We start from the raw sequence: 26,970 nt of genomic DNA on the forward strand, positions 1-26,970 counted from the left end.
TGAGCTATAGGGCTTTACCATGGTGATTAGTTTGATTGCAGCACTGGCGGTGGATCGTGTTATCGGCATGGAAAACGCCATGCCGTGGCATTTGCCGGCAGATCTAGCGTGGTTTAAGCGCCAGACGTTAAATAAGCCCATTATTATGGGGCGTAACACGTTTCGCTCTATCGGCCAGCCATTGCCGGGGAGAACAAATATTGTTGTCAGCAGTCGCGCTGGTGACGATGAGCGTGTGACCTGGGTGTCGACCTTAGAGGCGGCGCTGGAGGCCGCTTCAGGCGCTGAAAAGGTGATGGTCATCGGTGGCGGCAGTATTTATCAGCAGATGCTGCCCCAGGCTTCACGTCTTTATCTGACGCACATTGACGCCGAAGTGGAGGGTGATACTCATTTCCCAGAGTACGAACCGGATGCGTGGTCATCGGTGTTCAGCGAGTTTCATGATGCGGATGAAAAGAATTCGCACAGCTATTGCTTTGAGATTCTCGAACGGCGTTAACAGGATAGACGTACGCGCGGCGCGATCAGGCCGCGCGTGTTTTACTTATTCTGCGCCGACAGCTGCCACGCCTTGTGCCAATGATGGCTGAGTAAAGACCTGCTTATCCTCCCAGCGTAACATCGTCAGTTCGCCGCCCCAGCAGCACCCCGTATCTAATGCATAAATGTTATCTGGCGTTCCTTTTCCTTCCAGAGAGGCCCAGTGGCCGAATGCGATGGCATAGCCTGGTGTTTCTGCATTCCCTTCTACGACAGGACTGGGCAAGTAAAACCACGGCTTGAGCAGTGAAGGAGCCTCTTTGCATATCATGTCTAGCTGTCCGCCGGAGAAGCAGTAACGCATGCGGGTAAATACGTTGGTGCTAAAGCGCAGACGCGGTAAACCACTCAGCTCAGGGCTCCAGTGATTGGGCATATCACCGTACATCGCGTCCAAAAACAGCGGATAGCTGTCACTGCTGAGTATGGCTTCCACTTCACGTGCGCACAGTTGCGCGGTCTCCAGATCCCACTGCGGTGTTACACCGGCATGGGCCATCACCAGTTTAAGGTCGTTGTCGACCAGCATCACCGGTTGGCGGCGCAGCCAGTTGATCAGGGTATTGACATCCCGTGCGTTCAGCAGATCGTTGAGACGATCTTTCGGCTTGTTTCTGCTGATACCCGCATAAACCGCCAACAAATGAAGATCGTGGTTGCCCAGCACCATCTGTGCGGCAGGGCCTAACGAACGCACATACCGCAACACCTCCAATGAGGCCGGGCCGCGTGCCACCAGATCGCCAGTAAACCACAGCCTGTCGTGCGCCGGATTGAAAGAAACCTGCACCAACAGCGCCATTAACTCGTCAAAGCAGCCGTGCACATCGCCAATTAAGTAGGTAGACATCATCAATGTATCAGTGAGGGGATCGCTAAACGAAAAACAGAAATAGGAACCTGAAAGGCATCGCCCTGATGATCGATCATGTGGTAATGGCCTTCCATCGTGCCCAGCGGCGTTTCCAGTACCGTACCGCTGGTGTACTGAAATTCACTGCCAGGTTCGATCACCGGTTGTTCCCCGATCACGCCTTCGCCCTGAACTTCCGTTTGACGCCCGTTGGCATTGGTGATCATCCAGTAGCGCCCAATAAGTTGGACAGGATTACGCCCCAGATTGCGGATTGTGATGGTGTAAGCAAAGACAAAGCGGCTCTCATCGGGCTCGGACTGCGCTTCAACATAAAAACTCTGAACCTGAACACAAACACGGGGCGTATTAATCATCGCGACACTTCCAGTTATTCCTTCGTTGGCGGATGCTCAGACAGCCAGTTGGCCAGCCGGCAGTATTGCTCTACAGAGACATTTTCCGCACGGGCAGCGGGATCAATCTCTAACGCGATAAGCTGCTCTACGCTGAACACATTACCCAAGCTGTTGCGCAATGTTTTGCGGCGCTGGTTAAATGCGGCTGTAGTAATACGGCTCAGCACGCGGACATCAGCAACAGGATAAGGCTGTACGGCATGAGGAACAAGACGTACGACAGCAGAATCCACTTTGGGCGGTGGCGTAAAAGCGGTAGGTGGCACTTCAAGCACCGGGATCACCTGGCAGTAGTATTGTGCCATCACGCTTAACCGGCCATAGGCTTTGCTGTTCGGGCCAGCGACAAGGCGGTTCACCACTTCTTTTTGCAACATAAAGTGCATATCGCGAATAGCGTGAGTATAGCTAAACAGATGGAACATCAACGGCGTTGATATGTTGTAGGGTAAGTTGCCAAAAACGCGTAAGGGCTGGCCAATCTGTTGCGACAGCTCGGCGAAATTCACTGTCATGGCATCTTGCTGAATAACGGTAAGCTTATCTTTGAGTTGCGGATGTACCGTTAATCGAGCCGCGAGATCGCGGTCCAGTTCGACAACCGTAAACCGGGTAAGGTGCTCGGCAACGGGCAGCGTTAATGCGCCGAGGCCGGGACCAATCTCCACCATAGCGTGATCGGCCTGGGGATGAATGGCGGAGACAATACTCTCGATCACGAACTGATCGTTTAAAAAATTCTGCCCGAAACGCTTACGGGCAAAGTGGCCTTGATGGACGCGATTATTCATTACGGTGTTTCGTTATGGTGTTGAGTCATGTTGATGGCAAGCTGCAATGCCGTTATAAAGCTGCCCGGTTCTGCATCACCCGTTCCCGCGAGGGAGAGCGCGGTGCCGTGATCGACAGAGGTTCGGATAAAGGGTAAGCCTAGCGTAATGTTCACCGCTCGGCCAAATCCCTGGGCAGCCCTTGATCGTGATACATCGCCAGTACGGCGTCTGCTTCTTTCAGGTATTTGGGTTGGAATAACGTATCTGCGGGCAACGGACCCACCAGATTTATCCCCTGCGCGTGCAGTTCATCCAGCGCAGGAATGATGATATCCAACTCCTCACGCCCCATATGGCCGCCTTCGCCCGCATGGGGATTAAGTCCACACACGTAAATGCACGGCCGGGCCATCCCAAACTTCTGCTGGAGATCGCGCTGCAAAATCGCAATCACCTCATGCAGACAGTCGCGGGTAATGGCACGGGAAACGTCGGCCAGCGGCAGGTGCGTGGTTGCCAGCGCGACGCGCAGTTCCTCGGTCGCCAGCATCATCACCACTTTTTCGCAGCCGCTGCGAGCGGCGAAAAATTCGGTGTGTCCGCTAAAAGGCACACCGGCATCGTTGATGATGCCTTTATGCACGGGGCCGGTCACGAGCGCGGCAAATTCTCCACTCAGGCAACCATCACAGGCGCGAGCCAGTGTGTTTACTACGTACAGGCCGTTATCGACGTTAAGTTCGCCGAGGGAAACCTCTGCGGATAATGCAACCGGTAATATCGTCAGCGAACCTGCACGTTGCGCGCTTGCAGGAGCGCCGGGTTGGTAGTCTCGCAGCGTTATCGACAGACCCAGCAGCGTTGCTCGGCTGCGAAGCAACGCCGGGTCGGCACACACCACCAGTTCTACCGGCCAGTCACGCTGGGCCAGTTGAATGATGAGGTCGGGACCAATCCCGGCGGGTTCGCCGGGATTGATGACGATACGATACGTAGTTATGGTCATTGTGCTGAGCTGCTGTCGCTGCCGTTGACGATCTTCACATAAGCGGCTGCACGTTGTTCCTGCATCCAGGTTTGCGCCTCTTCAGAGAATTTACGGTTAAACAGCATGCGGTAAGCACGATCTTTCTGCGCTGCGTCGGTTTTGTCGACCTGACGCGTGTCTAACAGTTGAATCAAATGCCAGCCGAAGGAGGAGTGGACCGGGGCGCTGATTTCCCCTTTGCGCAGTTTCATCAGCGCATCGCGGAATGACGGATCGTACATATCCGGCGCAGCCCATCCCAGATCGCCGCCCTGATTGGCTGAGCCGGGATCTTGCGAAAGCTGTTTTGCCTGAGCCGCAAAATCAGTCGTTCCCTGTTTGATCTGCTGTGCTACTTCCTCCAGTTTTGCCTGTGCATGACTGTCGTTCATCACGACAGACGGTTTCAATAGGATGTGGAGTGCATGCACTTCGGTAACGAAAACGGATTTATCGCCGCCACGAATATCGTTAACGCGCAAAATATGGAAACCCACGCCGGAACGAATCGGGCCGACTACCTGGCCTTTTTGGGCTTGCGTCAGGCGTTCAGCGAACAGGGATGGGATCTCCTGAAGTTTGCCCCAGCCCATTTCGCCGCCTTTCAGCGCCTGTGAATCCGCCGAGTGTGCGATCGCCAGCTTGGCGAAGTCGGCTCCACCTTTCAGCTGTTGTACCAATGAGTTAACCAGGTTTTCTGCATCGTCCACCTGCTGCTGAGACTGGTTTTCTCCCAGAGGGATCAGAATGTGGCTCAGGTTCAGTTCAGCGTCTTCACCGGTCTGGTTAGCGATCTGTTTCGCCAGCGCGTCAACTTCCTGCGGTAGTACGGTGATGCGGCGACGCACTTCGTTATTACGGACTTCGGCAATGGTCATCTCTTTGCGAATCTGGTTGCGATAGGCGCTGTAGGTCAGATTCTCATAAGTCAACTGACTTTTTAGCTGGTCGAGCGTCATGCGGTTTTGTGCCGCAATGTTGTTGATGGCCTGATCCAACTGCGCATCACTAATTTGGATATTCATTTTTTTTGCCATTTGCAAAATGATGTTATCCATAATCAGACGATCGAGGATCTGGTGGCGCAACGTACTCTCATCCGGTAACTGTTGTCCCGCTTGCTGCGCATTCATCTTCACGGACTGTAAAAGCGTGCTGACATCACTTTCAAGTACGACGCTGTTGTCCACGACGGCGGCGACTTTATCAACAACCTGTGGCGCAGCAAAAGCTGCATTGGCGCTGAGGGCCAGCTCGAGGATAAGCGTTTTCCAGTTCTTCATACCTTTCCCGTTAGTTTCACCCGCAAGGCGGATTAAAAGTTGATGTGTTACCGTTCATTCCACGCGCGCATGACCGCATCAGAATGCGCGCTGATAAGGCAGAATACCTGAGCGCAGCATTTTTTGCGCACCCAGCGTTTCATTGCTGCTTAAACCCCGCAGCTCGATGTTGATCGAGAACTTGTTGTCATACTCACTGGACTGCCGATTGGTATTCCAGTCGGTAATTTTCCGCTCGTAGCCCATATTGACGGCCCAGCAGCAGGTGTTGTATTGAAAGCCGATATGCTGGTTGGCGGTTTGATTCGCTTTGGTGTCGTAGTAATACGCACCAACCACGGACCAACGGTCGGCAATCGACCAGGCTGCGGTGAGCCCCACTTGCGAAATACCCTGCTGATAAGCCCGGCTTGCCAACAGATTCTGTACGGAGTTTTGAATATATTCCCTGCTGGCGTAGCGGTAGTTCAACTGCACCAGTTTCTCGCTATCCTGGCGATATTCCAGCACCGCGTTGCCCTGCGAAATGCTCTCAAGGCGCGTATCATATTGCAAACCGCCGCGCATGCCCCACAGATCGTTAATCTTCCAATAGCTGTCGCCGGCCCATACCAGACTGCCGTTATCGTCGTTTTTATCCATTACCGTGGTGCTATCCCCGGTTCTGGGGCGATCGAAGTAATAGATTTGACCGACGGAAGCATTAAAACGTTCCACCAGATTTTGATCATAAACGCGGGTAGTCAAACCGGTCGCAACCTGATTGGCCGACGCGATGCGATCCAGCCCGCTGTAACTGCGGTCGCGAAACAGGCCGGTATAGTCGTTTTGCAGCAGCGTAGAGTCATAGGTGTAAACGCTGCTTTGATCGCGGTAAGGCACATACAGGTACTGTACGCGCGGTTCCAGCGTTTGGGTAAAGGCGTTGGACCAATCCATTTCGCGTTCAAACACCAGTTTGCCGTCAACTTTGTACTGCGGCAAAACGCGATTGACCGAATCCTTCAGCGCATCGCGCTTGATGTTGCTGATTTGCGCATTGGGATCGGCACGGAAGCGTTCCAGATTGGTTTGTTGATAATGGGTTGCCATCAGCTTCGCTTCGGTGTTCAAGCTACCCCACCGGTTGGTCAATGGCAGACTGACCGTTGGTTCAGCATGAAAACGCGTCGCTTCGGGGCGGTTGTTGTTCATGTTGATAAATTTTACCGCTTGCCCATAAAGATGCATATCGAACGGGCCGATATCCTCTCGGTAGTAGTTGAGGTCGAGTTGGGGCTCGGCGCGGTAAACATCATTATTGGTGTTAGCCGCCAGCAATTGGAACTGTTTATTGGATAACGTAGCGTCCCAATCCTGGTTAGCATAGCCGACGCTGAATTTTTGGTTCACGTAGCCGCTGGTCGTGGAGCCGTAAGAAGAATCGAGGTCTTTGAAATAGTTGATATCGCTGACCTTGGTGTAATCGCTGTTAAAGCGCCACACCTGATCCATGATACCGTCGTGCTGCCAGTGAAGAAGCCAGCTCGTATCTTTGTCGTCTTCATTGTCACAACGATAGGCTCTGTCATTCGGCAGCCAGTCCAACTGCACCGTACCGGTGCCTGGCGCGGCAAGATAACGGAACTCGTTTTGCAACTGTACGCCGCGCTTGGTCAGGACGTGCGGCGTAATGGTCGCATCCATGTTGGGTGCGATATTCCAGTAGTAGGGCGTGATCAGTTCAAAGCCGCTGCTGCCTCTGTAGCGGGCGTTGGGAATCAAAAAGCCGGAGCGGCGTTTGTCACCCACGGGCAGTTGCAGGTAAGGGCTATAGAAGACCGGGACGTCGCAAATTTTGACGCGCGCATTCCAAATTTCAGCAACTTGCTCATCCCTGTCATGGATCACTTCCGAACCGACGACACTCCAGCTATCATCTCCCGGCAGGCAAGTAGTGAAGGAACCGTTTTCCAGAATGGTGTAGCGATTGTCACCGCGCATTTGCATTTTATCGGCATCGCCACGGTCCTGACGGTCAACCATTTGGTAATCGCCCTGAAACACGTCGGTATCTCGCGTATTCAGGTTAGACCAGGCTTTGGGGCCTTTCAGGATGACCAGGTTGTCATCATAATTGACATTGCCAGTGGCGGTGATGGTGCGCACCGGGGCGCCAGCGGCGTCAGTACCGCTCTGGCGCAGTTCCACCTGATCGGCCTGCAAGCGACTGTTGCCTTGCTCAACGTTGACGTTACCCAGGAAACGGGCGTTATCCGGATAGTTGGCTTCACTTTTGTCCGCCTGAATATGTACCGGGAGCGTATTGGTCTCGCCAGTGACCAGCGGCCGTGTAAACGTAGGAACGCCAAGCCGGCACTGAGCGGCAAGATCGGCCAACGCGTGTTGGCTGTAGAGCGCCGACCCAATCAAGGTGGCCAGCAGAGTTGGAAAACATTTTTTCATACGCGGTATCGGTGTTCCGTCATCAAGGGCATCATGCCGGCAAACGGTCAGAGACTATATCACTGGCTTACGTTGCGCCAGTGTAAATTCCCCACTGTTTCTCTGCTCTGCCGTTAGGTGCAACGCTAAATGACAGGTATGATAAAGCAATTTTTGGCCGACGGCATGAGGATTTGAGGAAGTATATGCGCTATTGGGGCAAGTTGCTGGGCTTGATACTGGGTATTATGTCCGGCGGCGGCGTGTGGGGTGTGATTACGGGCGTGCTGATGGGCCATATGGTTGATAGAGCCAGGGCTGCGCGTCGCCGTGATTATTTTTCCGCACAGTCTACCCGACAGTCGCTATTTTTTCTCACCACGTTTCAGGCCATGGGGCACCTGACCAAATCCAAAGGGCGCGTCTGGCAGCGCAGCAGGCCTTTCGTGAAGGGAAATCAAATGCGTTCCCGGTACGCACCAAATTGCGTAAGCTGCGCGATGCCTGCCTGGGCCGCTTCGATATGATCAGAATGTTTCTCGATATCCAGCTTCAGGTCGCGTTTAACGACGGCGCGTTGCATCCGAAGGAACGGCGGTTGTTGTACGTGTTTGCGGATGAGTTGGGCGTGACGCGTGAACAGTTCGAATTTTTCATGCGCAATATGGAAGGGCAGCAGCGCCAGTCTCGGCAACAGGGTCAATCGAAGCAACACCAATCAAGGCAGAATGGCGAATCATACCAGCGTCGCAATCAATCTTATGGTGGGCAGTCGTATGGCGGCCAATCGCAGGGCGGGCAGCGTCAGCAGCCGCCTTATACGCGGGGGCCAACGCTTGAGAGTGCCTGCCGCACGCTGGGCGTGCGCACCAGCGATGATGCGGCGACGGTAAAACGCGCTTATCGTAAACTAATGAACGAGCACCATCCTGATAAACTGGCGGGTAAGGGGCTCTCTCCGCGCATGATGGACATGGCAAAACGCAAGGCGCAAGACATTCAGGTCGCCTATGAGTTTTTAAAAAGCAGTCACGCCGCCAAGTAACCCCTCTCCAGTTTTCCCGCGTTTTTCTTGACGATTACCTTAAAAATCAGAAATCAGGCTCACAACGAAAGTGCATCGGCGTACCAAACGCGGGGTGCGTGATAGCCAGTTCCTGTGCGTGCAGCAGCAGACGCGGTGCTAAGGCTTTGGCTTCAGGGTGGGCGTAAAAACCATCACCGAGAATCGGGTGCCCGAGTGCGAGCAGGTGTACGCGCAATTGGTGTGAGCGCCCGGTAATTGGCATCAGCTTCACGCGTGTGGTACCATCGGTCTCGCGCGTCAGTACCTGATACTGGGTTTGCGCCGGTTTTCCCTGTTCAAAACAGACCTTCTGTTTTGGGCGATTGGGCCAGTCGCAAATCAGTGGCAGATCGATCAATCCTTCATCGTGCTCCAGCCACCCCCATACCCGTGCGATATAGGATTTTTTGGGCTCTCGTTCGCGAAATTGGCGTTTCAATTCTCTCTCGGCCGCTTTGGTCAACGCGACGGCAATCACACCGCTGGTGGCCATATCGAGGCGATGTACGGATTCTGCGTGAGGGAAATCCCGCTGAATGCGGCTCATCGTGCTGTCATGATGCTCAGGTGCTCTGCCGGGAACGGAGAGTAAGCCGCTGGGCTTGTTGACCACAATAATATGTTGATCCTGATACAACACGTGCAGCCAGGGATCGATGGGCGGGTTATAGGGTTCCATGGTGGCTCCTGCGGCGGCAACGGAGAGGCCGTTGCCGCCGGCATTATTGACTACTGGTGAGAGACCACCACCAAACGAATGGCATCCAGCCGCCAGTTAGCCTGATGCAGATTGAGCAGCACCTGTTCCCGCTGTGTTTCCAGCGCCAGCAGTTCATCGTCACGGATGTTCGGGTTAACCGCCTTCAGGGCTTCCAACCGTTCCCGTTCGCGGCGCAGTTGCAGATCGGCCTGCTGTTGCGCATCTATAATCAACTGCTGCGCCTGAGCAGCCACCAAGGGTTCGGCCTGCTGCAACATACTGTGAGCGTCGGCTTGTACCGCATTCACCAATTTGCTGGAGGTATGGCGGTTTACCGCGTTGAGCTGGCGGTTAAAGCTTTCAAACTCTACCTGCGGAGCCAGATTTTTACCGGTGCGATCCATCAGTAAACGTAACGGTGTCGGCGGTAGGAAGCGGGTCAACTGCAACTGCTTAGGTGTCTGTGCTTCCACCACGTAGACCAACTCAGCCAGTAGCGTCCCCACAGGCAGCGCTTTGTTTTTCAGCAGTGACACGGCACAGCTACCGGTATCTCCGGACAAAATCAGATCCATGCCGTTGCGGATCAGCGGATGTTCTCAACTGACAAACTGTGCATCTTCCCGCGACAGCGCCTGCTCACGTTCGAAGGTGATGGTGCAGCCATCCTGCGGCAAGCCGGGAAAATCCGGCACCAGCATATGATCGGAAGGTGTGAGAATAATCAGATTATTGCTGCGATCTTCCTGATTCACGCCGACAATATCTAACAGATTCAGAGCGAAAGTGACCAGGTTGACGTCGTTGTCCTGTTCCTCGATGGATTGAGCTAGCATCTGCGCGGCTTCACCGCCGTTGGAGTGCATTTCCAGCAGGCGATCGCGGCCGAGTTCGAGCTGCGCTTTCAATGCATCGTGCTGTTGGCGGCAGGTACGAATAAATTCATCCAGCCCGTCACTCTCTGTTGGAACGCTCAGGCGCTCAATCAGCGTGCTGTAATGGGCATCATAAATGGTACGGCCCGTTGGGCAGGTATGTTCGAAGGCATCGAGCCCTTCGTGATACCACCGTACCAGAAGCGCCTGTGCGGTGTTTTCCAGGTAGGGTACCAGCACCTGAATTTCTTGCGTTTGGCCGATACGATCCAGACGTCCGATACGCTGCTCCAGCAGATCCGGATTAAACGGCAGATCGAACATGATCAGGTGGCTGGCGAATTGGAAGTTACGCCCTTCAGAACCGATCTCCGAGCAGATCAGTACCTGCGCACCATCTTCTTTCGAAGCAAAATAGGCTGCCGCGCGATCGCGCTCAAGGATAGACAACCCTTCATGGAATACGGCAGCGCGAATTGCTTCACGCGTGCGTAATACCTGCTCAAGCTGCAAAGCAGTAGCGTCTTTGGCGCAAATCACCAATATCTTTTTGTCGCGATTGGCGGTCAGGTAACCGAGCAGCCACTCAACGCGCGGATCAAAGTTCCACCAGATAGCATCGTCCCCTTCCAGCATTTGGTAAATCTGCTCCGGGTACAGCATGTCGCGCGCGCGTGCTTCCGGCGTTTTACTGCCGCTCATGATGCCGGAGACTTTAATAGCCGTCTGGTATTGCGCGGGCAGCGGTAACTTGATCTGGTGTAGCGCACGCTGCGGGAAGCCTTTTACACCTTGGCGCGTATTGCGGAACAGCACGCGGCTGGTGCCTTGTCTGTCCATGAGCATGGCAATCAGTTCCTGCCGTGCGGTTTGGCGATCGGCGGTGTCGCTATTGACAGCCTTGAGTAGCGGTTCGCAGTCTCGCTCGCTCAGCAATTCGGTGAGCAGGTTCATCTCATCTTTGCTGAGGTTTTCATCGGCAAGCAGGAGCGCAACGGCATCCGCCACCGGACGATACTGCTGCTGTTCTTTAACGAATTCACGGTAGTCGTGGAAACGATTTGGATCTAACAGTCGCAAGCGAGCAAAGTGGCTCTCCTGGCCGAGTTGCTCAGGGGTTGCAGTCAGCAGCAGCACGGCAGTAATGCGTTGCGCCAACTGCTCAATCGCCTGATATTCATGGCTAGGGGCGGCTTCGCTACAGGCGAGATGGTGTGCTTCATCGACCACCAGTAAATCCCAGTGGGCGGCGAGCAGTTGTTCAAAGCGCGCCGCATTTTTCTGAACAAAACCCAGGGAGCAGATGATTAACTGCTCGGTCTCAAACGGGTTACTGCTGTCGAGTCGGGCCTCGGCATAGCGATCATCATCAAACAGGGATAACAGCAGGTTAAAGCGGCGCAGCATCTCCACCAGCCACTGATGTTGCAGGGTTTCCGGCACCACAATCAGCACGCGTTCAGCGCGCCCGGCCAGCAGTTGCTGATGGATAACCATCCCGGCTTCAATGGTCTTGCCCAGACCCACTTCATCGGCCAGCAGTACGCGCGGCGCGTGGCGTTGACCCACTTCGCGCGCAATGTGCAACTGGTGGGGGATCAGGCTGGCGCGCATGCCGCGCAGGCCACCCCAAGGCTGCAATGCTTGAGCCTGTTGGTGCAAACGCGTGCGATATCGCAGGGCAAAGCGATCCATACGATCGAACTGTCCGGCAAACAGGCGAACTTGCGGCTTATTAAAGGTCAACTTGCTGTCCAGCATCACTTCGCGCAGCTCTGCCGGTGTACCGTCATCAAGGCGTTCACCGATATAAACGATCAGCCCGTTTTCGTCGCTGGTTTCAGTGACGCTGAGCTGCCAGCCTTCGTGGCTGGTGACGGTATCGCCAGAATTAAACATGACACGGGTGATCGGAGCATCGCTTCTAGAATAGAGGCGATTTTCTCCGCTTGCGGGAAAAAGCAGTGTGACCATGCGTACATCCAGAGCAACAACCGTGCCCAGTCCCAGCTCGCTTTCCGTATCGCTGATCCAGCGTTGACCAAGTGTAAAAAGCATAAATTCGTAGCTCGATATTTGTCATTGTCGGGCATGTCGGAAAGAGTAAAGCCTGTCGTTAATCCCTTTGGGGATGAATGATTAGTGGTGGTAATGCATACCCGTTTTCAGTCAGGCATTAAAAGAGGGGTATGGTAATGGAAGGCGCGGCATTCGTCATCCATTCAACGCTTAAAATAATCCCATCTGGCCGGTAATCAGGCTGGAAAATCATCCTGTAAAAACGGCAGAATCGCATCAGCCACCGGTTGCAGTTGGCGCTCGACGTAGTGAGTATAGTCCAGCGTAGAATGCCGGGTTTCCAAAGGCTCTGGGCCGTTGAGCGTCATCACATAGCTGATCCAACCGCCATTCTGGTATTGAAGCTGGCGACCTATCTGGCGGTTGTAGTCGTCAGCGAGTCGGGCGGCACGCACGTGCGGTGGTACGTTTTTCTGGTAATCACTCAGCGGACGACGCAGCCGTTTACGGTAGACAAGCAGATCGTCAAACTCGCCGTTCAGGGTTTTTTCGACATATTCTCGCAGCCGGGCTTGATACGGCTGCTGGCGGAAGATACGCGCATAAAGCTGCTGTTTAAACTGCTGCGCCAGCGGCGTCCAATCGGTGCGTACCGTTTCCAGCCCTTTGTAAACGATTTTTCCCCGTCAGGCGTCTGCGCCATTCCCGCATAGCGCTTCTTGCTGCCCTGTTCCGCACCGCGAATGGTGGGCATCAAAAAGCGGCAGTAGTGGGTTTCAAATTGCAATTCGAGCGCGCTGGTGAGCCCTAACGTTTGTTGCAGGTGGTTTTGCCACCAGTGATTGACCAACTGGGCCAGATTACGGCATATCTCGATGGCTTCATCATTATCATGCGTGCGTTTCAGCCAGACGAAGGTGGGGTCGGTATCACCGTAGATCACCTGATAGCCCTGCGACTCAATCAAGGCGCGGGTTTGCTGCATAATCTCGTGACCGCGCAGGGTGATTGAGGAGGCCAGCCGCGGATCGAATAAACGGCAGCCGCTGGCACCCAACACGCCATAGAAAGCGTTCATAATGATTTTCAGCGCCTGCGACAGCGGTTTATTCCCGGCGCGCTTGGCGGCATCGCGTCCCTGCCAAATCTGCTCGACAATGGCGGGCAGGCAATGCTGCTGGCGCGAGAAGCGGGCACCACGAAAGCCGGGCGCTGACGCGTCGTCATCCGGCTGTTGCATGCCGCAAATCAACCCCACCGGGTCGATAAGAAAGGTACGGATGATCGAGGGGTACAGGCTTTTATAATCGAGCACCAACACCGAATCGTACAGCCCAGGAGATGAATCCATGACAAAGCCGCCGGGACTAGCCTCCACGGCAACTTCGCCCAGATTAGGAGCTACGTAGCCAAGACGATGCATGCGCGGCAGATACAGGTGGCTGAATGCGGCGACCGACCCGCCGCTGCGATCCGCCGCCAATCCGGTGACGGTGGCGCGTTCCAGCAGGAACGGCATCAGCTCGGTTTTTTCAAAAATGCGCGTGACCAGCTCACAGTCCTGAATGTTATAGCGGGCGAGGGCGGGTTTATCGTGTGCAAAGCGCTGCTCGATTTCATCCATGCGCTGGTAGGGATTATCCGACAGTTTGCCTTCCCCCAGCAGCGTCTGGGACACGTACTCCAGACTAAAAGAGGGAAAATTCCAGGTAGCGGATTTCAAGGCTTCAATGCCGTCTACAATCAGCCGCCCTGGCGTACTGGCGAAGAAATGCCCCTGTTTGAAACCGTGCTCGCGCCACTCCAGTTCCTGATTGCCCCGGCCCAAGCGCAGCGGGATGCGATAACGCTCGACATGTTTTTGCAGCACACGCAGGTCAAACTGCACCAGATTCCAACCGATAATGACATCGGGATCGTGCTCTGCAAACCAGGCGTTGAGTTTCTCCAACAATTGTGGGCGACTGTTGACATATTCCAGCGCAAATTCAGGGGCAGACGGCACATCATCGGGCTCAAGGCCCAGCATATACACCTGACGCTGCCCACACCCTTCCAGCCCGATGCAGTAAAGCTCACCGTGCCGGCTGGTTTCGATATCCAGCGACACCAGCTTTAATCTGGGACGATAGTCAGGGCTGGGCTTCATCTGAGCGTGAACCACCGCATTCAGCCCGGCAGGCTGACCGCTGAACCACACCGGCGCGGTGATAAAGCGTTCCATCAGATAACGATCTGGGGGGATGTCCGCTTCATAAACGGTAATGCCCGCTTCCTGTAATCGCTTTTCCAGTGCCAGCAGTTGGCGGTAATGAGAACAATAGAGGCCCAGCAGCGGCTGGTGGTGGAAATCTTGTAACATCAAAGGGCGCAACGAGGTGGGGGGGGGGGGGGGGGGGGGGGGACGCTGCTTACGGGTCACTTAGGTATCGGTATTCAGCAGCACTTCAGTGCGCGCCTGCTGCTGCGCGGGAATGAAGGCCACCTCCTGTTGAGGTGGTAATGAAACCAGCACCGGACCACCGTCGGTGGCGAGCCAGAGATCAATCTGAATGCCAGCGGGGGTGCCATGCCAGTGGCGGGTAAGAATAAACCCCCTGAGACGCCTGCACCACGCGTGAATACCTCAGCCAAAAGAGAAGTATTAAGTATGGTTATATATGGGTCTTCCCTTGTTGTGGTGGCTGAAGGCATGATAATGGCGTATTAAATCGCCAGAGGTCACCACCATGGACGAAAAGTCTCTCTACGCTCATATCCTCAACCTGTCTATTCCGTGGCAGGTAAAGTCTCTTTCTCTCGATGAAAATGCCGGTTCTGTTACCGTTACAGTTGAGATTGCGAAAAACACTCAGTTAACCTGTCCAACCTGCGGGAAATCTTGTCCTATTCACGATCACCGACATCGTAAATGGCGCCATCTCGATACCTGTCAGTTCGCGACAATAGTCGAAGCTGATGTACCCCGTATTATGTGCCCGGAGCATGGCTACCAGACGCTGTCTGTTCCATGGGCCGGCCCCGGTAGCCGGTATACGCTGTTGTTCGAGTCGTTCGTTATCTCATGGCTGAAAATCAGCACCGTGGATGCCGTCAGGAAACAGCTGAGGCTGAGCTGGAATGCTGTCGATAATATTATGCAACGGGCGGTTAAGCGTGGACTGGCCCGTCGAAAAACACCTCAGGCCGCACGTCATCTCTGTGTTGATGAGGTCGCTTTCAAAAAGGGGCATCAGTACGTCACCGTTATCTCTGATACCCAAGGACAGGCATTGGAACTCAAAGATGATCGCGGAGTTGAAAGTCTTGCTGGCTATCTCCGGAGTCTGGGTGACCGCCAGATTGAATCCATTAAAACCCTGTCGATGGACATGAATCTATCCTATATAAGCGCAGCGCGGCTCCATCTGCCTAACGCGGTGGAGAAGATCGCGTTCGACCACTTCCATGTAGCGAAAATGCTCTGTGCCGTCGTAGATAAAACACGACAGTTGGAGATGAAAACCATCCCGTTACCGGCACGAAAAAGTGCACATCGTTCCCGTTATCTGTGGTTGTACGGTCGCCATAAACGTCATGGTCGAATAGCAGAAAGACTGGAAGCAGCGCAGATGGTTCTGCCTGATACCAGCCGTTGCTGGGCAATGAAGGCGCTGGCCCGGGAACTCTGGAACCGCCGGTATGACGAACACAGCAGGCGTCTGTGGCTGGAATGGATAGGGATGGCAAAAGACGTTGGTGTCCCGCTACTAAGCAGCGCCGCCCGGACGTTACGTAAACGACTGTACGGGATCCTGAATGCCATGAAACACAGGGTATCAAACGGTAATGCAGAGTCACTAAACAGCAAGATAAGGCTGCTGCGGATCAAGTCCAGAGGATACCGGAACAAAGAACGCTTTAAGGTGGCAGTGATGTTCCATTACGGCAGGTTAAACATGTTGTTATGAGTCTCCCACCATGATAGGGGAAGACCCATGTGTATACAGTATAATGCTATTAATGATTCGGTGACACGCCTGTTTGATTACATACCAGTGTCAGTCACATAAAGCGCGCGGCCGTGTAGCGAGAGCGTTACGCCGCATGACAGGAGTAGAAATGGCTATTGACGAGAACAAACAAAAGGCATTGGCGGCTGCGCTGGGCCAGATCGAAAAGCAATTTGGTAAAGGTTCTATCATGCGTTTGGGCGAAGACCGCTCAATGGACGTTGAAACGATCTCTACCGGCTCTCTGTCACTTGATATTGCCTTGGGGGCTGGTGGGCTGCCAATGGGGCGTATCGTTGAAATCTACGGACCAGAATCGTCAGGTAAAACCACACTAACGCTGCAAGTTATCGCCGCTGCACAGCGTGAAGGTAAAACCTGCGCATTTATCGATGCTGAACATGCACTCGATCCGATTTATGCCAAAAAGCTGGGTGTCGACATAGATAACCTGCTGTGTTCTCAGCCCGATACCGGCGAGCAGGCGTTAGAGATTTGCGATGCGTTGACGCGTTCAGGCGCGGTTGACGTGATCATCGTTGACTCCGTGGCGGCACTGACGCCGAAAGCGGAAATCGAAGGTGAAATCGGTGATTCCCACATGGGTCTGGCGGCTCGCATGATGAGTCAGGCGATGCGTAAGCTGGCCGGTAACTTGAAGCAGGCGAATACGCTGCTGATTTTTATCAACCAGATCCGTATGAAAATTGGCGTTATGTTTGGTAACCCGGAAACCACCACCGGGGGTAACGCGCTGAAGTTTTATGCTTCTGTACGTCTCGATATCCGCCGCATTGGCTCCATTAAAGATGGAGAAGAAGTGGTGGGCAGCGAAACCCGCGTGAAAGTGGTGAAAAACAAAGTGGCTGCGCCCTTTAAACAGGCTGAGTTCCAGATCATGTACGGTGAAGGGATCAACATCCACGGTGAGTTGGTCGATCTTGGCGTGAAACATAAGCTGATTGAGAAAGCGGGTGCTTGGTATAGCTACAACGGCGACAAGATCGGGCAAGGCAAAGCGAATGCGTGCAATTACCTGAAAGAAAACCCGGCAGTCGCGGCCGAGTTGGATAAAAAGCTGCGTGAAATGCTGCTGCACAACAAAGATCATGTGTCTGCACCAGCAAGCGAAGCGGGTTTCTACGATGATGCAGAAACCGCGGGTAGTGAAAATAACGGCGAATTTTAAACCGCGTTAAGTGACTTGAATGGAGCACGATAAACGTTATTCGTAGTTTGTCGTGCTCTCTCACCAAGATGTATCTTCAATGACACCATCAACTCCCTCTGTTAACGCACTCACTATTGCAATGCGCCTGTTAGCGGTACGCGATCACAGTGAAGGGTAGCTACGCCGCAAGTTGACGGCTCGTGTTGATCCGGCATTTGACGCTGCTTTGGCATATTGCCATGAACACGGCTGGTTGGATGATGCGCGATTTGCTCAGCGGTACATTCATGGACGAAGCCGAAAAGGCTATGGCTCTCAGCGTATTGTGGCGGAATTACGTCAGAAAGGCCTTTCGCGTTCTGTCATTTCATCCGCATTGATGGAATGTGAATTGACTGGTTCGCCCTCGCGCAGCAGGTAGCAACGCGTAAATTTGGTGATGTGCCGCCAATTGACTGGAAAGAAAAAGCAAAACAACAGCGATACTTGTTAACTCGCGGCTTTTCTCATGATGAAATTCAGGACATTTATACGAATTTTTCGCATTGAATGCATCCAGTGTTTTACTTCCCCCCGAAGAAAATTTATCTTATTCCCACTTTTTGTTCGTGAGTTGCACGGGTAGCGTCACTATGCTGCACTAGCCTTGCCCACGATCTGTTCTTTTAGTTTCATTCCAGGACAATTATGAGCAAGAGCACCGCTGAGATCCGTCAAGCGTTTCTCGATTTTTTCCAGAGTAAAGGACACCAGATCGTTTCCAGTAGTTCACTGGTGCCGAATAACGATCCGACATTGCTGTTTACCAATGCGGGAATGAACCAGTTCAAGGATGTTTTCCTGGGGCTGGACAAGTGCAACTATGTGCGTGCTACCACGTCACAGCGCTGCGTGCGTGCAGGCGGTAAACATGACGATTTAGATAACGTCGGGTACACCGCGCGTCACCACACCTTCTTTGAAATGCTGGGTAATTTCAGCTTCGGTGACTACTTCAAGCGTGATGCCATCCAATATGCATGGGAACTGCTGACTGGTGCGCAATGGTTTAACCTGCCCAAAGAGAAATTATTGGTAACGGTATATGCCACCGACGATGAAGCCTATGACATCTGGGCAAACGAAGTCGGCGTACCCGCCGAGCGCATTATCCGTATTGGTGACAACAAGGGCGGTCAATACGCGTCTGATAACTTCTGGCAGATGGGTGATACTGGCCCATGTGGTCCGTGTTCGGAAATTTTTTACGATCATGGCGACCATATCCAGGGCGGTCCTCCGGGAAGCCCGGATGAAGATGGCGATCGCTATATCGAGATCTGGAACCTGGTATTTATGCAGTTCAACCGTCAGGCTGATGGCACCATGGTTCCGTTGCCTAAACCGTCTGTTGATACCGGGATGGGGCTGGAGCGTGTTACTGCGGTATTGCAACACGTAAATTCCAACTACGAGATCGATGTCTTTACCACATTGATCCAAGAAGCGGCGCGCATTATTGGCACTCAGGATTTGAGCAACAAGTCCTTGCGCGTTATCGCTGACCATATCCGCTCCTGCGCATTCCTGATCGCTGATGGCGTCGTGCCATCCAACGAAAACCGTGGTTATGTTCTGCGCCGTATTATTCGTCGCGCGGTGCGTCACGGTAATTTCCTCGGTGCCAAAGAGGCCTTCTTCTATAAATTGGTTGCGCCATTGATTCAGGTCATGGGGGCGGCGGCTGATGAATTGAAACAGCAGCAAGCGGTGGTTGAACAGGCGCTGAAAGCGGAAGAAGAGCAGTTTGCCCGCACGCTGGAACGCGGCCTTAGCCTGCTGGATGAAGAGATCAAAAACCTGAAAGGGAACGTACTGGACGGTGAGACGGCGTTCCGGCTGTATGACACTTACGGCTTCCCGTTCGATTTAACGGAAGACGTGTGCCGTGAGCACGATCTTACGGTGGATAAGGACGGCTTTGAGCGTGCGATGGAAGCACAACGACAGCGCGCGCGTGAAACCAGTGGGTTCGGCATCGATTATAACACCCTGATTCGTGTTGATGTGGCCACGCCATTTACGGGATACGACAAGACACAGCAGCTGGCTACGGTTATCGCACTCTATCAAAATGGACAGGCGGTCGAAGCGATCAATGCCGGTGAAGAGGGCGTGGTTATCCTCAATGAAACACCGTTCTATGGGGAATCGGGCGGTCAGGTCGGCGATACCGGGACACTGCATAATGCCAACGTGCGCTTTACCGTTGGGAATACCCAAAAGTTTGGTCAGGCAATTGGTCACCTGGGGTCTCTGACTCAGGGTACGTTGCGCGTCAATGATACGGTGAATGCTGATGTAGATAGTGAGCGTCGCGATCGTATTCGTCTTAACCACTCCGCCGCTCACTTGCTGCACGCCGCGCTGCGCCAGGTACTGGACGAGCACGTTGCGCAGAAAGGCTCGTTGGTTAACGATAACTACCTGCGGTTTGACTTCTCGCAACCGGAAGCCATGACGGCAGAGCAAATCCGTCAGGTGGAAGATATTGTCAACGCGCAGATTCGTCGTAACCACTACGTTGACACTAACGTGATGGCGCTGGCGGATGCAAAAGCCAAAGGTGCAATGGCCCTGTTCGGTGAGAAATATGAAGACCATGTGCGCGTATTAACCATGGGCGATTTCTCCATTGAGCTGTGTGGCGGTACGCACGCCAAACGTACCGGGGATATCGGTTTGTTCCAGATTGTCTCCGAATCAGGGACGGCGGCGGGTATTCGACGCATTGAAGCCGTAACGGGCAGTGTGGCACTGGTGGCGCTGCATCGTCAAAGTGACGTATTACAGGATGTGACCCAACTGGTCAAAGGCGATAGCCATAACGTGGCGGAAAAAGTGCGTTCCCTGCTGGATCGTACTCGTCAGTTGGAAAAAGAGCTGCAACAGTTGAAAGAACAGCAGGCAGCCCAGGAAAGTGCCTCGCTCTCCTCGAAGGCGAAAACGATCAAGGGTGCTAAACTGTTGGTAACACAGTTGGATAACACCGACCCGAAATTATTGCGTACTATGGTGGACGATCTGAAGAACCAGCTCGGTTCAGCCATCATTGTGCTGGCAACCGTCTCAGAAGATAAAATCAGCTTGATTTCCGGTATCACGAAGGATTTGACCGATCGTGTTAAAGCCGGTGAATTGATTGGCTTTATCGCTCAGCAGGTCGGTGGTAAAGGGGGCGGACGTCCTGATATGGCACAAGCCGGTGGGAACAACCCAGCCGCTTTACCTTCGGCACTATCTAGCGTTGAAACATGGGTAACGGATAGGCTATAACTATAAATAGTGTGTTATCTCAACGAAACGCCAAAATATTCATTTTGGCGTTTCCCCCTTAGGCCAGGGACGTGCGCCGGGGGGGGATATCGGTCTGCCGAGCTTGTGTTGGTAAGAGGAGCATGCTGTAGCCCTTTGTTGTGATAACAAATGTCGTGATAAAACAGCGAAAACGGCTGACATCGACTAAACTAAAATTAACGATACACTGGAGTAAGATGGCGGAGTGCGTTTCCCCATTTAGGTTTATGTTTTCACGGCGCATGATGGAGAATGGCGGGGGGACAAAGAGACCCGACTCTTTATAATCTTTCAAGGAGCAAAGAATGCTTATTTTGACTCGTCGAGTTGGCGAAACCCTCATGATTGGCGATGAGGTGATGGTTACCGTGCTAGGGGTAAAGGGCAACCAGGTTCGCATTGGTGTTAATGCTCCGAAAGAAGTTTCTGTTCACCGCGAAGAGATTTACCAGCGGATCCAAGCAGAAAAGTCGCAACCGACGTCCTACTGATTTACCAAGCGTCTCGCCTCTCAGGCGGGGCGCGTTCGTTTTAGCTTCCCTGAATATCCTCCCATGCCATTTTAGTTTCCTATGAGTGCGTTTTGTCACAGGCATCAATAGCCGTTAACGCTGTTGATAAAATAGACTTTTCGCTGTGAATCTGTGCGTGTTGGGTGTGATTTGTTCAAACAACCAAGAGTTAGGAAAAATTGTTTGACTTATAAGTCCGGGAAAGTAATATGTGCGCCACGCAGTACCGGTGAGCACTATGAAAGAAACATCATCATCGTGGTTCGAAGGTTAGCGTGTTGGTGAGGTGGCCGAGAGGCTGAAGGCGCTCCCCTGCTAAGGGAGTATGCGGTCAAAAGCTGCATCGAGGGTTCGAATCCCTCCCTCACCGCCATTTACCATGCATCCGTAGCTCAGCTGGATAGAGTACTCGGCTACGAACCGAGCGGTCGGAGGTTCGAATCCTCCCGGATGCACCATTCCTCATGTTGTGAATCATAATATCCCATACTTTCCCTTTGATTTTATCCCCAGCGTTACCTGCACGCGGCTAATCCACCCTTGCTAACCGCTTATACACCGATAGCCTTGCTTTTTGTGGTTTTATTGAACCAGCGACATCATTTTGACTTTGCGCTAAAGTAACGGCTCTTTTGCGCTATTCACGGAGTCACGATGTACGATCGTTATCAAGGTCTTATTTTTGATATGGATGGCACCATCCTCGATACTGAGCCCACACACCGCGCAGCCTGGCATAACATTCTGGGCAAGTACGGCATGACCTATGATGCTCAAGAAATGGTGGCGTACAATGGTGCTCCCATTGAGAACATCGCAGCGGTGATCCTGGCCCGGCATAACGTGGATATGGACCCAAAGGCGCTGGCCACTGAAAAGCTGGCGCTGGTGGAAGAGATGCTGTTTGATACGGTTAAGCCGTTGCCATTGATTGACGTGGTGAAAGCGTACCAGGGACGTCGACCTATGACGGTTGGCACCGGTAGCCCACGCCATCTGGCTGACAGGCTGCTACGTCATCTTGGCTTGCGCGACTACTTTGTTGGTATTGTCGTCGCGGAGGATGTACTGCATCATAAACCGTTTCCTGACGCCTTCCTGCGCTGCGCCCAGCTCATGCAGGTAGAGCCTGAAACCTGCGTCGTATTTGAAGATGCGGATTTTGGCATTCAGGCAGCGCAGCGCGCAAACATGGCTGTTGTCGATGTGCGCACGCTGTGAGTGCCTTCTGGGGACTGGTTTCTCTCTTCTGGAGTAGTTTTCTCAGCGCGACATTATTACCTGGCAGCTCTGAAGTGCTGCTGGTCTCTTTATTGGTGGCGAAGGTTACCGGCGCGGTGCCGCTGATTGTCGTGGCAACAATAGGCAATACGCTGGGCGGTATGACCAATCTGGTGCTGGGGCGTATTCTGGACGGCGCTACGCTGGTTGTTGCAGCGTTATGGTCCGGTGGCGCTTTTGTTGAGTTGGGTACCGGTTATTGGCGACGTGCTATGCGTGGCAGCGGGATGGCTGCGCATGCCGTGTTTTATTCCCGATGAGACAAATATCGAGCTGGCTCAGTACGGCACATCGAACGTTGGTCGGTTTAAAACGCTCTACTGTGAGGGGTTGAAAAACCGCTATGGCGCGTTGATGCAGACCATTTCCGGGTGCATTACAACTTTTCACTGCCGCTGGCATTCTGGCAAGCGCGTGCGGGCGTCTCTGACGCTGAAAGTGGTAAGCAGGAGATATCCGCCGGTTATTTTCGTTTGATCCGCAACTACTACCGTTTCGGATGGGTGATTCCTTATCTGTTTGGCGCATCGCCCGCCATCTGCTCTTCTTTTTTGCAGGGGCGTGAAACGGCATTGCCGTTTGAACTTGGCGAAAACGGGCTCTATTATCTCCCCTATGCGATCTCATTGCGTTTGAGTGATCTGGGCTACACCAACAAATCACAGAGCAATCTGGGCATCACGTTTAATACGCTGGATGGATATGTGGCAGCGCTGAAGCGTGCGATCAAAACGCCGTCAGCGGAATATGCCGCGATGGGGGTTAGACAAGGCGATCGCTACTTGCAGCTCAATACCAACGTGTTGCAGATTGAAAATGAGCTGTATGCGCCGATCCGTCCTAAACGTGTAACTCGCAGTGGCGAAACGCCCTCTGATGCGCTGATGCGCGGCGGCATTGAGTATATTGAAGTACGCTCATTGGATATCAATCCCTTTACGCCGTCAGGGGTCAGCGCTGAGCAGGTGCGTTTCCTCGATCTGTTCCTGATCTGGTGCGCATTGGCTGATGCGCCGAAAATGGATAGCGCCGAACTGCAATGTACCCGTAAAAACAGGAACCGTATTATTCTTGAAGGGCGCAAACCGGGGTTGACCGTCGGTATGGGATGTGAAACGCGGCAGCAGCCATTGGCCGATGTTGGACATGCCTTGTTCCGCGATCTACGCCGCGTGGCAGAAGTGCTGGATAGAGAACATGAACAGCCCTATTATCAGCAGGTCTGCGACGAACTGAGCGTAGGGTTCGATAAGCCGGAAAACACGTTCTCCGGGCGTCTGTTGCCGCTATTGAAAGCGCAGGGCTGCGGTAATCTTGGCTTGACGTTGGCAGACCGTTATCGTGAGCAGCTCAGTCAAGAGCCTTTAGCGGTGTTGACGGAGGCGCAGTTTGTTGCCGAGAGTGAACGCGCTTGGCAACAAACTGCGCGCGCTGGAAGCGCAAGATACGCTGTCGTTCGAGGCCTATCTGGCAGCGACTCAGGCTTGAGCAGACACTAGATAAAGAAAAGGCCACGGTATAAGCCGTGGCAGAAAAACATCTCTGAGAAATAGGGATGATGATAAATGCGCGTCTTTCATAGAGTCAGACTCGTTGGGAACCAAAAAGTTTCTTGGAAAGATGAAAAAAGTCATTTTTTTTATGAGGAGGTGGCAACATGCCGTTATTAGATAGCTTCACCGTAGACCATACCCGCATGGCAGCACCGGCGGTTCGAGTGGCTAAAACCATGACAACCCCTCATGGCGACACCATTACCGTGTTCGATCTGCGTTTCTGTCGCCCGAATAAAGAGGTGATGCCGGAGCGCGGTATTCATACGCTGGAGCACCTGTTTGCCGGTTTAATGCGCAACCATCTAAATGGTGATGGCGTTGAAATTATCGATATTTCTCCGATGGGTTGCCGCACGGGATTCTACATGAGCCTGATTGGCACACCGGCAGAGCAACGCGTGGCTAAAGCCTGGAGCGCGGCGATGGAGGATGTGCTCAAAGTGACCGATCAACGCAAAATCCCTGAGCTAAACGAGTTCCAGTGCGGCACCTATGGGATGCACTCTCTGGAAGAGGCTCAGGACATTGCACGCCATATTCTGGCGCATCCGATTGGCGTCAACCAGAATGACGATCTGGCGTTACCGAAGGATAAACTGGCAGAGTTGCATATCTAAAAAATAAAAAAGGCACCCTTCACCAGGTGCCTTTTTTGTTTTCATATCGTTACGGATAAAGCGTATTACTGTGCAACAAAGTGCTGGATAACACGGCTGCCGAAGTAGGCCAGCGTCAGTAACAGTGTGCCCACCATGCTGAACCATACCACTCGGCGTCCGCGCCACCCTTCATGGTAATGCCCCCACAGCAGCAGAATATAGTTGAACCAGGCAAACAAGGAGAACAGCGCCTTGTGAAGATTCTCTTTGTTCTCAATGATGTTATCCATGTAAAACAAACCGCTGCACAACGTCATCGTCAGCAGGATGACGCCAATTTGCGTGACATGAAACATCTTGCGCTCAATACTCAACAGCGGCGGCATTTCAGAAACTATGCTCAGCTTTTTGTTTTTGAGCAGATAATCGATCAGTGCTAATTGCAGCGCATAGAGCGCGGCAATAATCAGGGTGGCATAAGAGAACAACGCCAGCCCGATATGGAACAGCAGCCCCGGCTTTTTTTCCAGATGCGTTATAAACTCGCCGGGCAAAAAGCTGGCAAAGGCCAGATTAATAAGCGCAAACGCGTAAACGATAGGTAACAGAAACCAGCCACGATTGCGCGATGCAACAACCGTCATCACGGTGCATATCATCAAGCTGATGGTAGACCCGATATTCAACAGGCTAAGATTTTGCCCGGTTTGAACATCAAAAATGCGGTGATAGAGCGTAATGGCGTGGCAGAACAGGGCCACAGTCGCAGAGATCATCGCCAACCGGCGGTAGGCACTCTGTTTGCGCAATAGGCCAGGAATAATCAGTCCCAGGCTGATTGAATAGGCGACTAACGCTGTAATGGCAAAGAGTGGCATAGTGATCAACACATTGAGCGGATGCTGAAGTGATAGGGAGTGCCAGTATAGCGGTTGTCTCGTCACGCACAAACCGGTTATCGTCGCGCTTCACAGCAATCGTTTCGTCTTTCATGGTATAATCAGCCATATTTGTCCAGAGTGTCGCGTATGCGGCCCGCCTTTCGTTGAGCACAAGATAATGTTTGATAACTTAACTGACAGACTCTCGCGCACATTGCGCAACATCAGTGGCCGCGGACGGTTGACTGAAGACAACATCAAAGACACCCTGCGCGAAGTGCGCATGGCCTTACTTGAAGCCGATGTGGCGCTCCCTGTGGTGCGTGATTTTATCAACCGGGTCAAGGAAAGTGCCGTCGGGCATGAAGTAAACAAAAGCCTGTCGCCGGGCCAGGGATTCATCAAGATCGTCAAAAACGAACTTGTTGCCGCGATGGGAGAAACCAACGAAGCTCTGAATCTGGCAGCTCAACCGCCGGCCGTGGTGTTGATGGCGGGTTTGCAAGGGGCGGGTAAAACCACCAGCGTGGGTAAGCTGGGCAAGTTCCTGCGTGAGAAGCACAAGAAGAAAGTGCTGGTGGTTTCCGCGGACGTATACCGCCCTGCGGCGATCAAACAGTTGGAAACCCTGGCTCAAACGGTCGAGGTGGATTTCTTCCCCTCCGACGCGCATGAAAAACCGCTTGATATCGTTAACCGCGCGCTGCAACACGCCAAACTGAAGTTTTACGATGTGCTGCTGGTGGATACGGCCGGTCGTCTGCACGTTGACGAAGCGATGATGGACGAAATCAAGCAGGTGCATGCGGCCATCAAGCCTGTTGAAACACTGTTTGTGGTTGACGCCATGACCGGTCAGGATGCGGCCAATACCGCAAAAGCCTTTAATGAGGCATTGCCGCTTACCGGTGTGATTTTGACTAAAATTGATGGTGATGCGCGCGGCGGTGCGGCGCTGTCAATTCGTCATATTACCGGCAAACCGATTAAATTCCTCGGCGTTGGCGAAAAGACAGAGGCCTTGGAGCCGTTCCATCCCGAACGTATTGCGTCGCGTATTCTCGGTATGGGGGATGTGCTTTCCCTGATCGAAGATATTGAAAGCAAGGTTGACCGCTCTCAGGCGGAAAAACTGGCGAAAAAGCTGAAGAAAGGGGATGGCTTTGATTTAACCGACTTCCTCGATCAACTTAAGCAGATGCGTAACATGGGCGGCATGGCCAGCATGATGAGCAAGCTGCCGGGCGTGGGACAGTTGCCGGACAACGTGAAATCTCAAATGGATGACAAAGTGCTGGTGCGTTTGGAAGCCATCATCAACTCGATGACGCAACAGGAACGTGCCAAGCCGGAAATCATCAAAGGGTCACGCAAGCGTCGTATCGCCACCGGGTCAGGCATGCAGGTGCAAGACGTCAACCGTTTGTTAAAACAGTTTGACGACATTCAGCGTATGATGAAAAAGATGAAAAATGGCGGTATGGCAAAAATGATGCGTAGCATGAAAGGTATGATGCCGCCGGGTTTCCCGGGGCGTTAAGAGCGATTTTTTTGCTCTTGGCAGCGCAAATTGACGCTTTAGATTGCTTTTTGTGCCAAAATGAGTAAAATTTTTTCGGGATTTTTATATGACACCCGGGCCCCGTTCCTCGATGGGGCC

General features: G+C 53.1%; 15 protein-coding genes, 2 tRNA genes and 8 pseudogenes. 14 read left to right on the forward strand and 11 right to left on the reverse strand.

The features are described from left to right. The first annotated feature begins 19 nt into the window (after positions 1 to 19). The gene (gene folA, locus JZM30_RS09210) at positions 20 to 502 is read left to right on the forward strand and encodes a type 3 dihydrofolate reductase (protein ID WP_252318430.1); all 483 of its coding nucleotides are present in this window, start codon (positions 20 to 22) and stop codon (positions 500 to 502) included. Positions 503 to 547: 45 nt separating this feature from the next. On the opposite strand, the gene apaH is transcribed toward folA, so the two are convergent. The 6 genes and pseudogenes from apaH to lptD all read right to left on the reverse strand — a co-directional run bounded on the left by apaH (position 548) and on the right by lptD (position 7,343). Next, on the reverse strand, positions 548 to 1,393 hold the full coding sequence (gene apaH, locus JZM30_RS09215) for a bis(5'-nucleosyl)-tetraphosphatase (symmetrical) ApaH (RefSeq protein WP_252318804.1): 846 nt from the start codon (positions 1,391 to 1,393) through the stop codon (positions 548 to 550). A 2-nt stretch (positions 1,394 to 1,395) separates the two neighbouring features. After that, complete coding sequence (gene apaG, locus JZM30_RS09220; protein WP_196907889.1) at positions 1,396 to 1,773, reverse strand: Co2+/Mg2+ efflux facilitator ApaG/CorD; 378 nt, start codon at positions 1,771 to 1,773, stop codon at positions 1,396 to 1,398. 14 nt (positions 1,774 to 1,787) lie between these two features. Continuing rightward, positions 1,788 to 2,606 (reverse strand): 16S rRNA (adenine(1518)-N(6)/adenine(1519)-N(6))-dimethyltransferase RsmA, encoded by an 819-nt coding sequence (gene rsmA / locus JZM30_RS09225; RefSeq protein WP_252318431.1) that lies wholly within the window; start codon positions 2,604 to 2,606, stop codon positions 1,788 to 1,790. Further along, positions 2,606 to 3,594 (reverse strand): annotated as a pseudogene (gene pdxA, locus JZM30_RS09230) (4-hydroxythreonine-4-phosphate dehydrogenase PdxA). Before pdxA ends, rsmA begins: the two are co-directional and overlap by 1 nt. Beyond that, a complete protein-coding gene (surA, locus tag JZM30_RS09235; RefSeq protein ID WP_252318432.1) occupies positions 3,591 to 4,898 on the reverse strand; it encodes a peptidylprolyl isomerase SurA in 1,308 nt (435 codons plus the stop codon). Before surA ends, pdxA begins: the two are co-directional and overlap by 4 nt. 78 nt (positions 4,899 to 4,976) lie before the next feature. Next, positions 4,977 to 7,343: an LPS assembly protein LptD gene (gene lptD / locus JZM30_RS09240; RefSeq protein ID WP_252318433.1), complete on the reverse strand. Its 2,367-nt coding sequence runs from the start codon at positions 7,341 to 7,343 to the stop codon at positions 4,977 to 4,979. A gap of 185 nt (positions 7,344 to 7,528) precedes the next feature. Between lptD and djlA the strand changes: the two are divergent. After that, positions 7,529 to 8,367, forward strand: a pseudogene (gene djlA / locus JZM30_RS09245) (co-chaperone DjlA). Positions 8,368 to 8,413: 46 nt separating this feature from the next. Here djlA and rluA read toward each other — a convergent pair. The 4 genes and pseudogenes from rluA to JZM30_RS24710 form a co-directional block, all read right to left on the reverse strand. Beyond that, the gene (gene rluA, locus JZM30_RS09250; RefSeq protein ID WP_252318434.1) at positions 8,414 to 9,067 is read right to left on the reverse strand and encodes a bifunctional tRNA pseudouridine(32) synthase/23S rRNA pseudouridine(746) synthase RluA; all 654 of its coding nucleotides are present in this window, start codon (positions 9,065 to 9,067) and stop codon (positions 8,414 to 8,416) included. A gap of 50 nt (positions 9,068 to 9,117) precedes the next feature. After that, positions 9,118 to 12,021 (reverse strand): annotated as a pseudogene (rapA, locus tag JZM30_RS09255) (RNA polymerase-associated protein RapA). 171 nt (positions 12,022 to 12,192) lie between these two features. Further along, positions 12,193 to 14,359 (reverse strand): annotated as a pseudogene (locus JZM30_RS09260) (DNA polymerase II); the annotation flags it as partial. A gap of 65 nt (positions 14,360 to 14,424) precedes the next feature. Then, positions 14,425 to 14,605: pseudogene (locus JZM30_RS24710) on the reverse strand (hypothetical protein); the annotation flags it as partial. A 106-nt stretch (positions 14,606 to 14,711) separates the two neighbouring features. Between JZM30_RS24710 and JZM30_RS09265 the strand changes: the two are divergent. From JZM30_RS09265 to luxS, 11 genes and pseudogenes are all read left to right on the forward strand, one after another. Then, positions 14,712 to 15,932: an ISL3 family transposase gene (locus tag JZM30_RS09265; RefSeq protein ID WP_252317149.1), complete on the forward strand. Its 1,221-nt coding sequence runs from the start codon at positions 14,712 to 14,714 to the stop codon at positions 15,930 to 15,932. A gap of 151 nt (positions 15,933 to 16,083) precedes the next feature. After that, positions 16,084 to 17,163 carry a recombinase RecA gene (gene recA, locus JZM30_RS09270; protein WP_252318435.1) on the forward strand — a complete coding sequence of 360 codons (1,080 nt, stop codon included), beginning with the start codon at positions 16,084 to 16,086 and terminating at the stop codon, positions 17,161 to 17,163. 79 nt (positions 17,164 to 17,242) lie between these two features. Continuing rightward, positions 17,243 to 17,694: pseudogene (locus JZM30_RS09275) on the forward strand (regulatory protein RecX). Between the two features lie 138 nt (positions 17,695 to 17,832). Further along, positions 17,833 to 20,460: an alanine--tRNA ligase gene (gene alaS / locus JZM30_RS09280; protein WP_252318436.1), complete on the forward strand. Its 2,628-nt coding sequence runs from the start codon at positions 17,833 to 17,835 to the stop codon at positions 20,458 to 20,460. Positions 20,461 to 20,786: 326 nt separating this feature from the next. Further along, positions 20,787 to 20,972, forward strand: coding sequence for a carbon storage regulator CsrA (csrA, locus tag JZM30_RS09285; RefSeq protein ID WP_252318437.1), 186 nt, complete (start codon positions 20,787 to 20,789; stop codon positions 20,970 to 20,972). 301 nt (positions 20,973 to 21,273) lie between these two features. Continuing rightward, a tRNA-Ser gene (locus JZM30_RS09290) sits at positions 21,274 to 21,366 on the forward strand. Between the two features lie 8 nt (positions 21,367 to 21,374). Next, positions 21,375 to 21,451 (forward strand) — tRNA-Arg (locus JZM30_RS09295). 196 nt (positions 21,452 to 21,647) lie between these two features. Further along, on the forward strand, positions 21,648 to 22,214 hold the full coding sequence (yqaB, locus tag JZM30_RS09300; protein ID WP_252318438.1) for a fructose-1-phosphate/6-phosphogluconate phosphatase: 567 nt from the start codon (positions 21,648 to 21,650) through the stop codon (positions 22,212 to 22,214). Then, a pseudogene (locus tag JZM30_RS09305) lies at positions 22,211 to 22,517 on the forward strand (YqaA family protein); the annotation flags it as partial. The gene yqaB and the pseudogene JZM30_RS09305, both read left to right, overlap by 4 nt. After that, positions 22,506 to 23,762: pseudogene (gene gshA, locus JZM30_RS09310) on the forward strand (glutamate--cysteine ligase); the annotation flags it as partial. The pseudogenes JZM30_RS09305 and gshA, both read left to right, overlap by 12 nt. Positions 23,763 to 23,931: 169 nt before the next feature. Then, the gene (gene luxS, locus JZM30_RS09315) at positions 23,932 to 24,447 is read left to right on the forward strand and encodes an S-ribosylhomocysteine lyase (protein ID WP_252318439.1); all 516 of its coding nucleotides are present in this window, start codon (positions 23,932 to 23,934) and stop codon (positions 24,445 to 24,447) included. 65 nt (positions 24,448 to 24,512) lie between these two features. On the opposite strand, the gene JZM30_RS09320 is transcribed toward luxS, so the two are convergent. Continuing rightward, the gene (locus JZM30_RS09320; protein ID WP_252318805.1) at positions 24,513 to 25,307 is read right to left on the reverse strand and encodes a cytochrome C assembly family protein; all 795 of its coding nucleotides are present in this window, start codon (positions 25,305 to 25,307) and stop codon (positions 24,513 to 24,515) included. Positions 25,308 to 25,488: 181 nt separating this feature from the next. Here JZM30_RS09320 and ffh point away from each other — a divergent pair, with 181 nt between their 5' ends. Then, positions 25,489 to 26,850, forward strand: coding sequence for a signal recognition particle protein (gene ffh, locus JZM30_RS09325; protein WP_252318440.1), 1,362 nt, complete (start codon positions 25,489 to 25,491; stop codon positions 26,848 to 26,850). The last annotated feature ends 120 nt before the right edge of the window (positions 26,851 to 26,970 follow it).

It is taken from the genome of Candidatus Symbiopectobacterium endolongispinus (assembly GCF_018777385.1).
GTDB lineage: Bacteria > Pseudomonadota > Gammaproteobacteria > Enterobacterales > Enterobacteriaceae > Symbiopectobacterium > Symbiopectobacterium endolongispinus.

Coding starts and splice junctions, on each gene's coding strand:
- folA (WP_252318430.1), top strand. CDS start 20: ATGGTGATTAGTTTGATTGCAGCACTGGCGGTGGATCGTGTTATCGGC.
- apaH (WP_252318804.1), bottom strand. CDS start 1,393: ATGTCTACCTACTTAATTGGCGATGTGCACGGCTGCTTTGACGAGTTA.
- apaG (WP_196907889.1), bottom strand. CDS start 1,773: ATGATTAATACGCCCCGTGTTTGTGTTCAGGTTCAGAGTTTTTATGTT.
- rsmA (WP_252318431.1), bottom strand. CDS start 2,606: ATGAATAATCGCGTCCATCAAGGCCACTTTGCCCGTAAGCGTTTCGGG.
- surA (WP_252318432.1), bottom strand. CDS start 4,898: ATGAAGAACTGGAAAACGCTTATCCTCGAGCTGGCCCTCAGCGCCAAT.
- lptD (WP_252318433.1), bottom strand. CDS start 7,343: ATGAAAAAATGTTTTCCAACTCTGCTGGCCACCTTGATTGGGTCGGCG.
- rluA (WP_252318434.1), bottom strand. CDS start 9,067: ATGGAACCCTATAACCCGCCCATCGATCCCTGGCTGCACGTGTTGTAT.
- JZM30_RS09265 (WP_252317149.1), top strand. CDS start 14,712: ATGGACGAAAAGTCTCTCTACGCTCATATCCTCAACCTGTCTATTCCG.
- recA (WP_252318435.1), top strand. CDS start 16,084: ATGGCTATTGACGAGAACAAACAAAAGGCATTGGCGGCTGCGCTGGGC.
- alaS (WP_252318436.1), top strand. CDS start 17,833: ATGAGCAAGAGCACCGCTGAGATCCGTCAAGCGTTTCTCGATTTTTTC.
- csrA (WP_252318437.1), top strand. CDS start 20,787: ATGCTTATTTTGACTCGTCGAGTTGGCGAAACCCTCATGATTGGCGAT.
- yqaB (WP_252318438.1), top strand. CDS start 21,648: ATGTACGATCGTTATCAAGGTCTTATTTTTGATATGGATGGCACCATC.
- luxS (WP_252318439.1), top strand. CDS start 23,932: ATGCCGTTATTAGATAGCTTCACCGTAGACCATACCCGCATGGCAGCA.
- JZM30_RS09320 (WP_252318805.1), bottom strand. CDS start 25,307: ATGCCACTCTTTGCCATTACAGCGTTAGTCGCCTATTCAATCAGCCTG.
- ffh (WP_252318440.1), top strand. CDS start 25,489: ATGTTTGATAACTTAACTGACAGACTCTCGCGCACATTGCGCAACATC.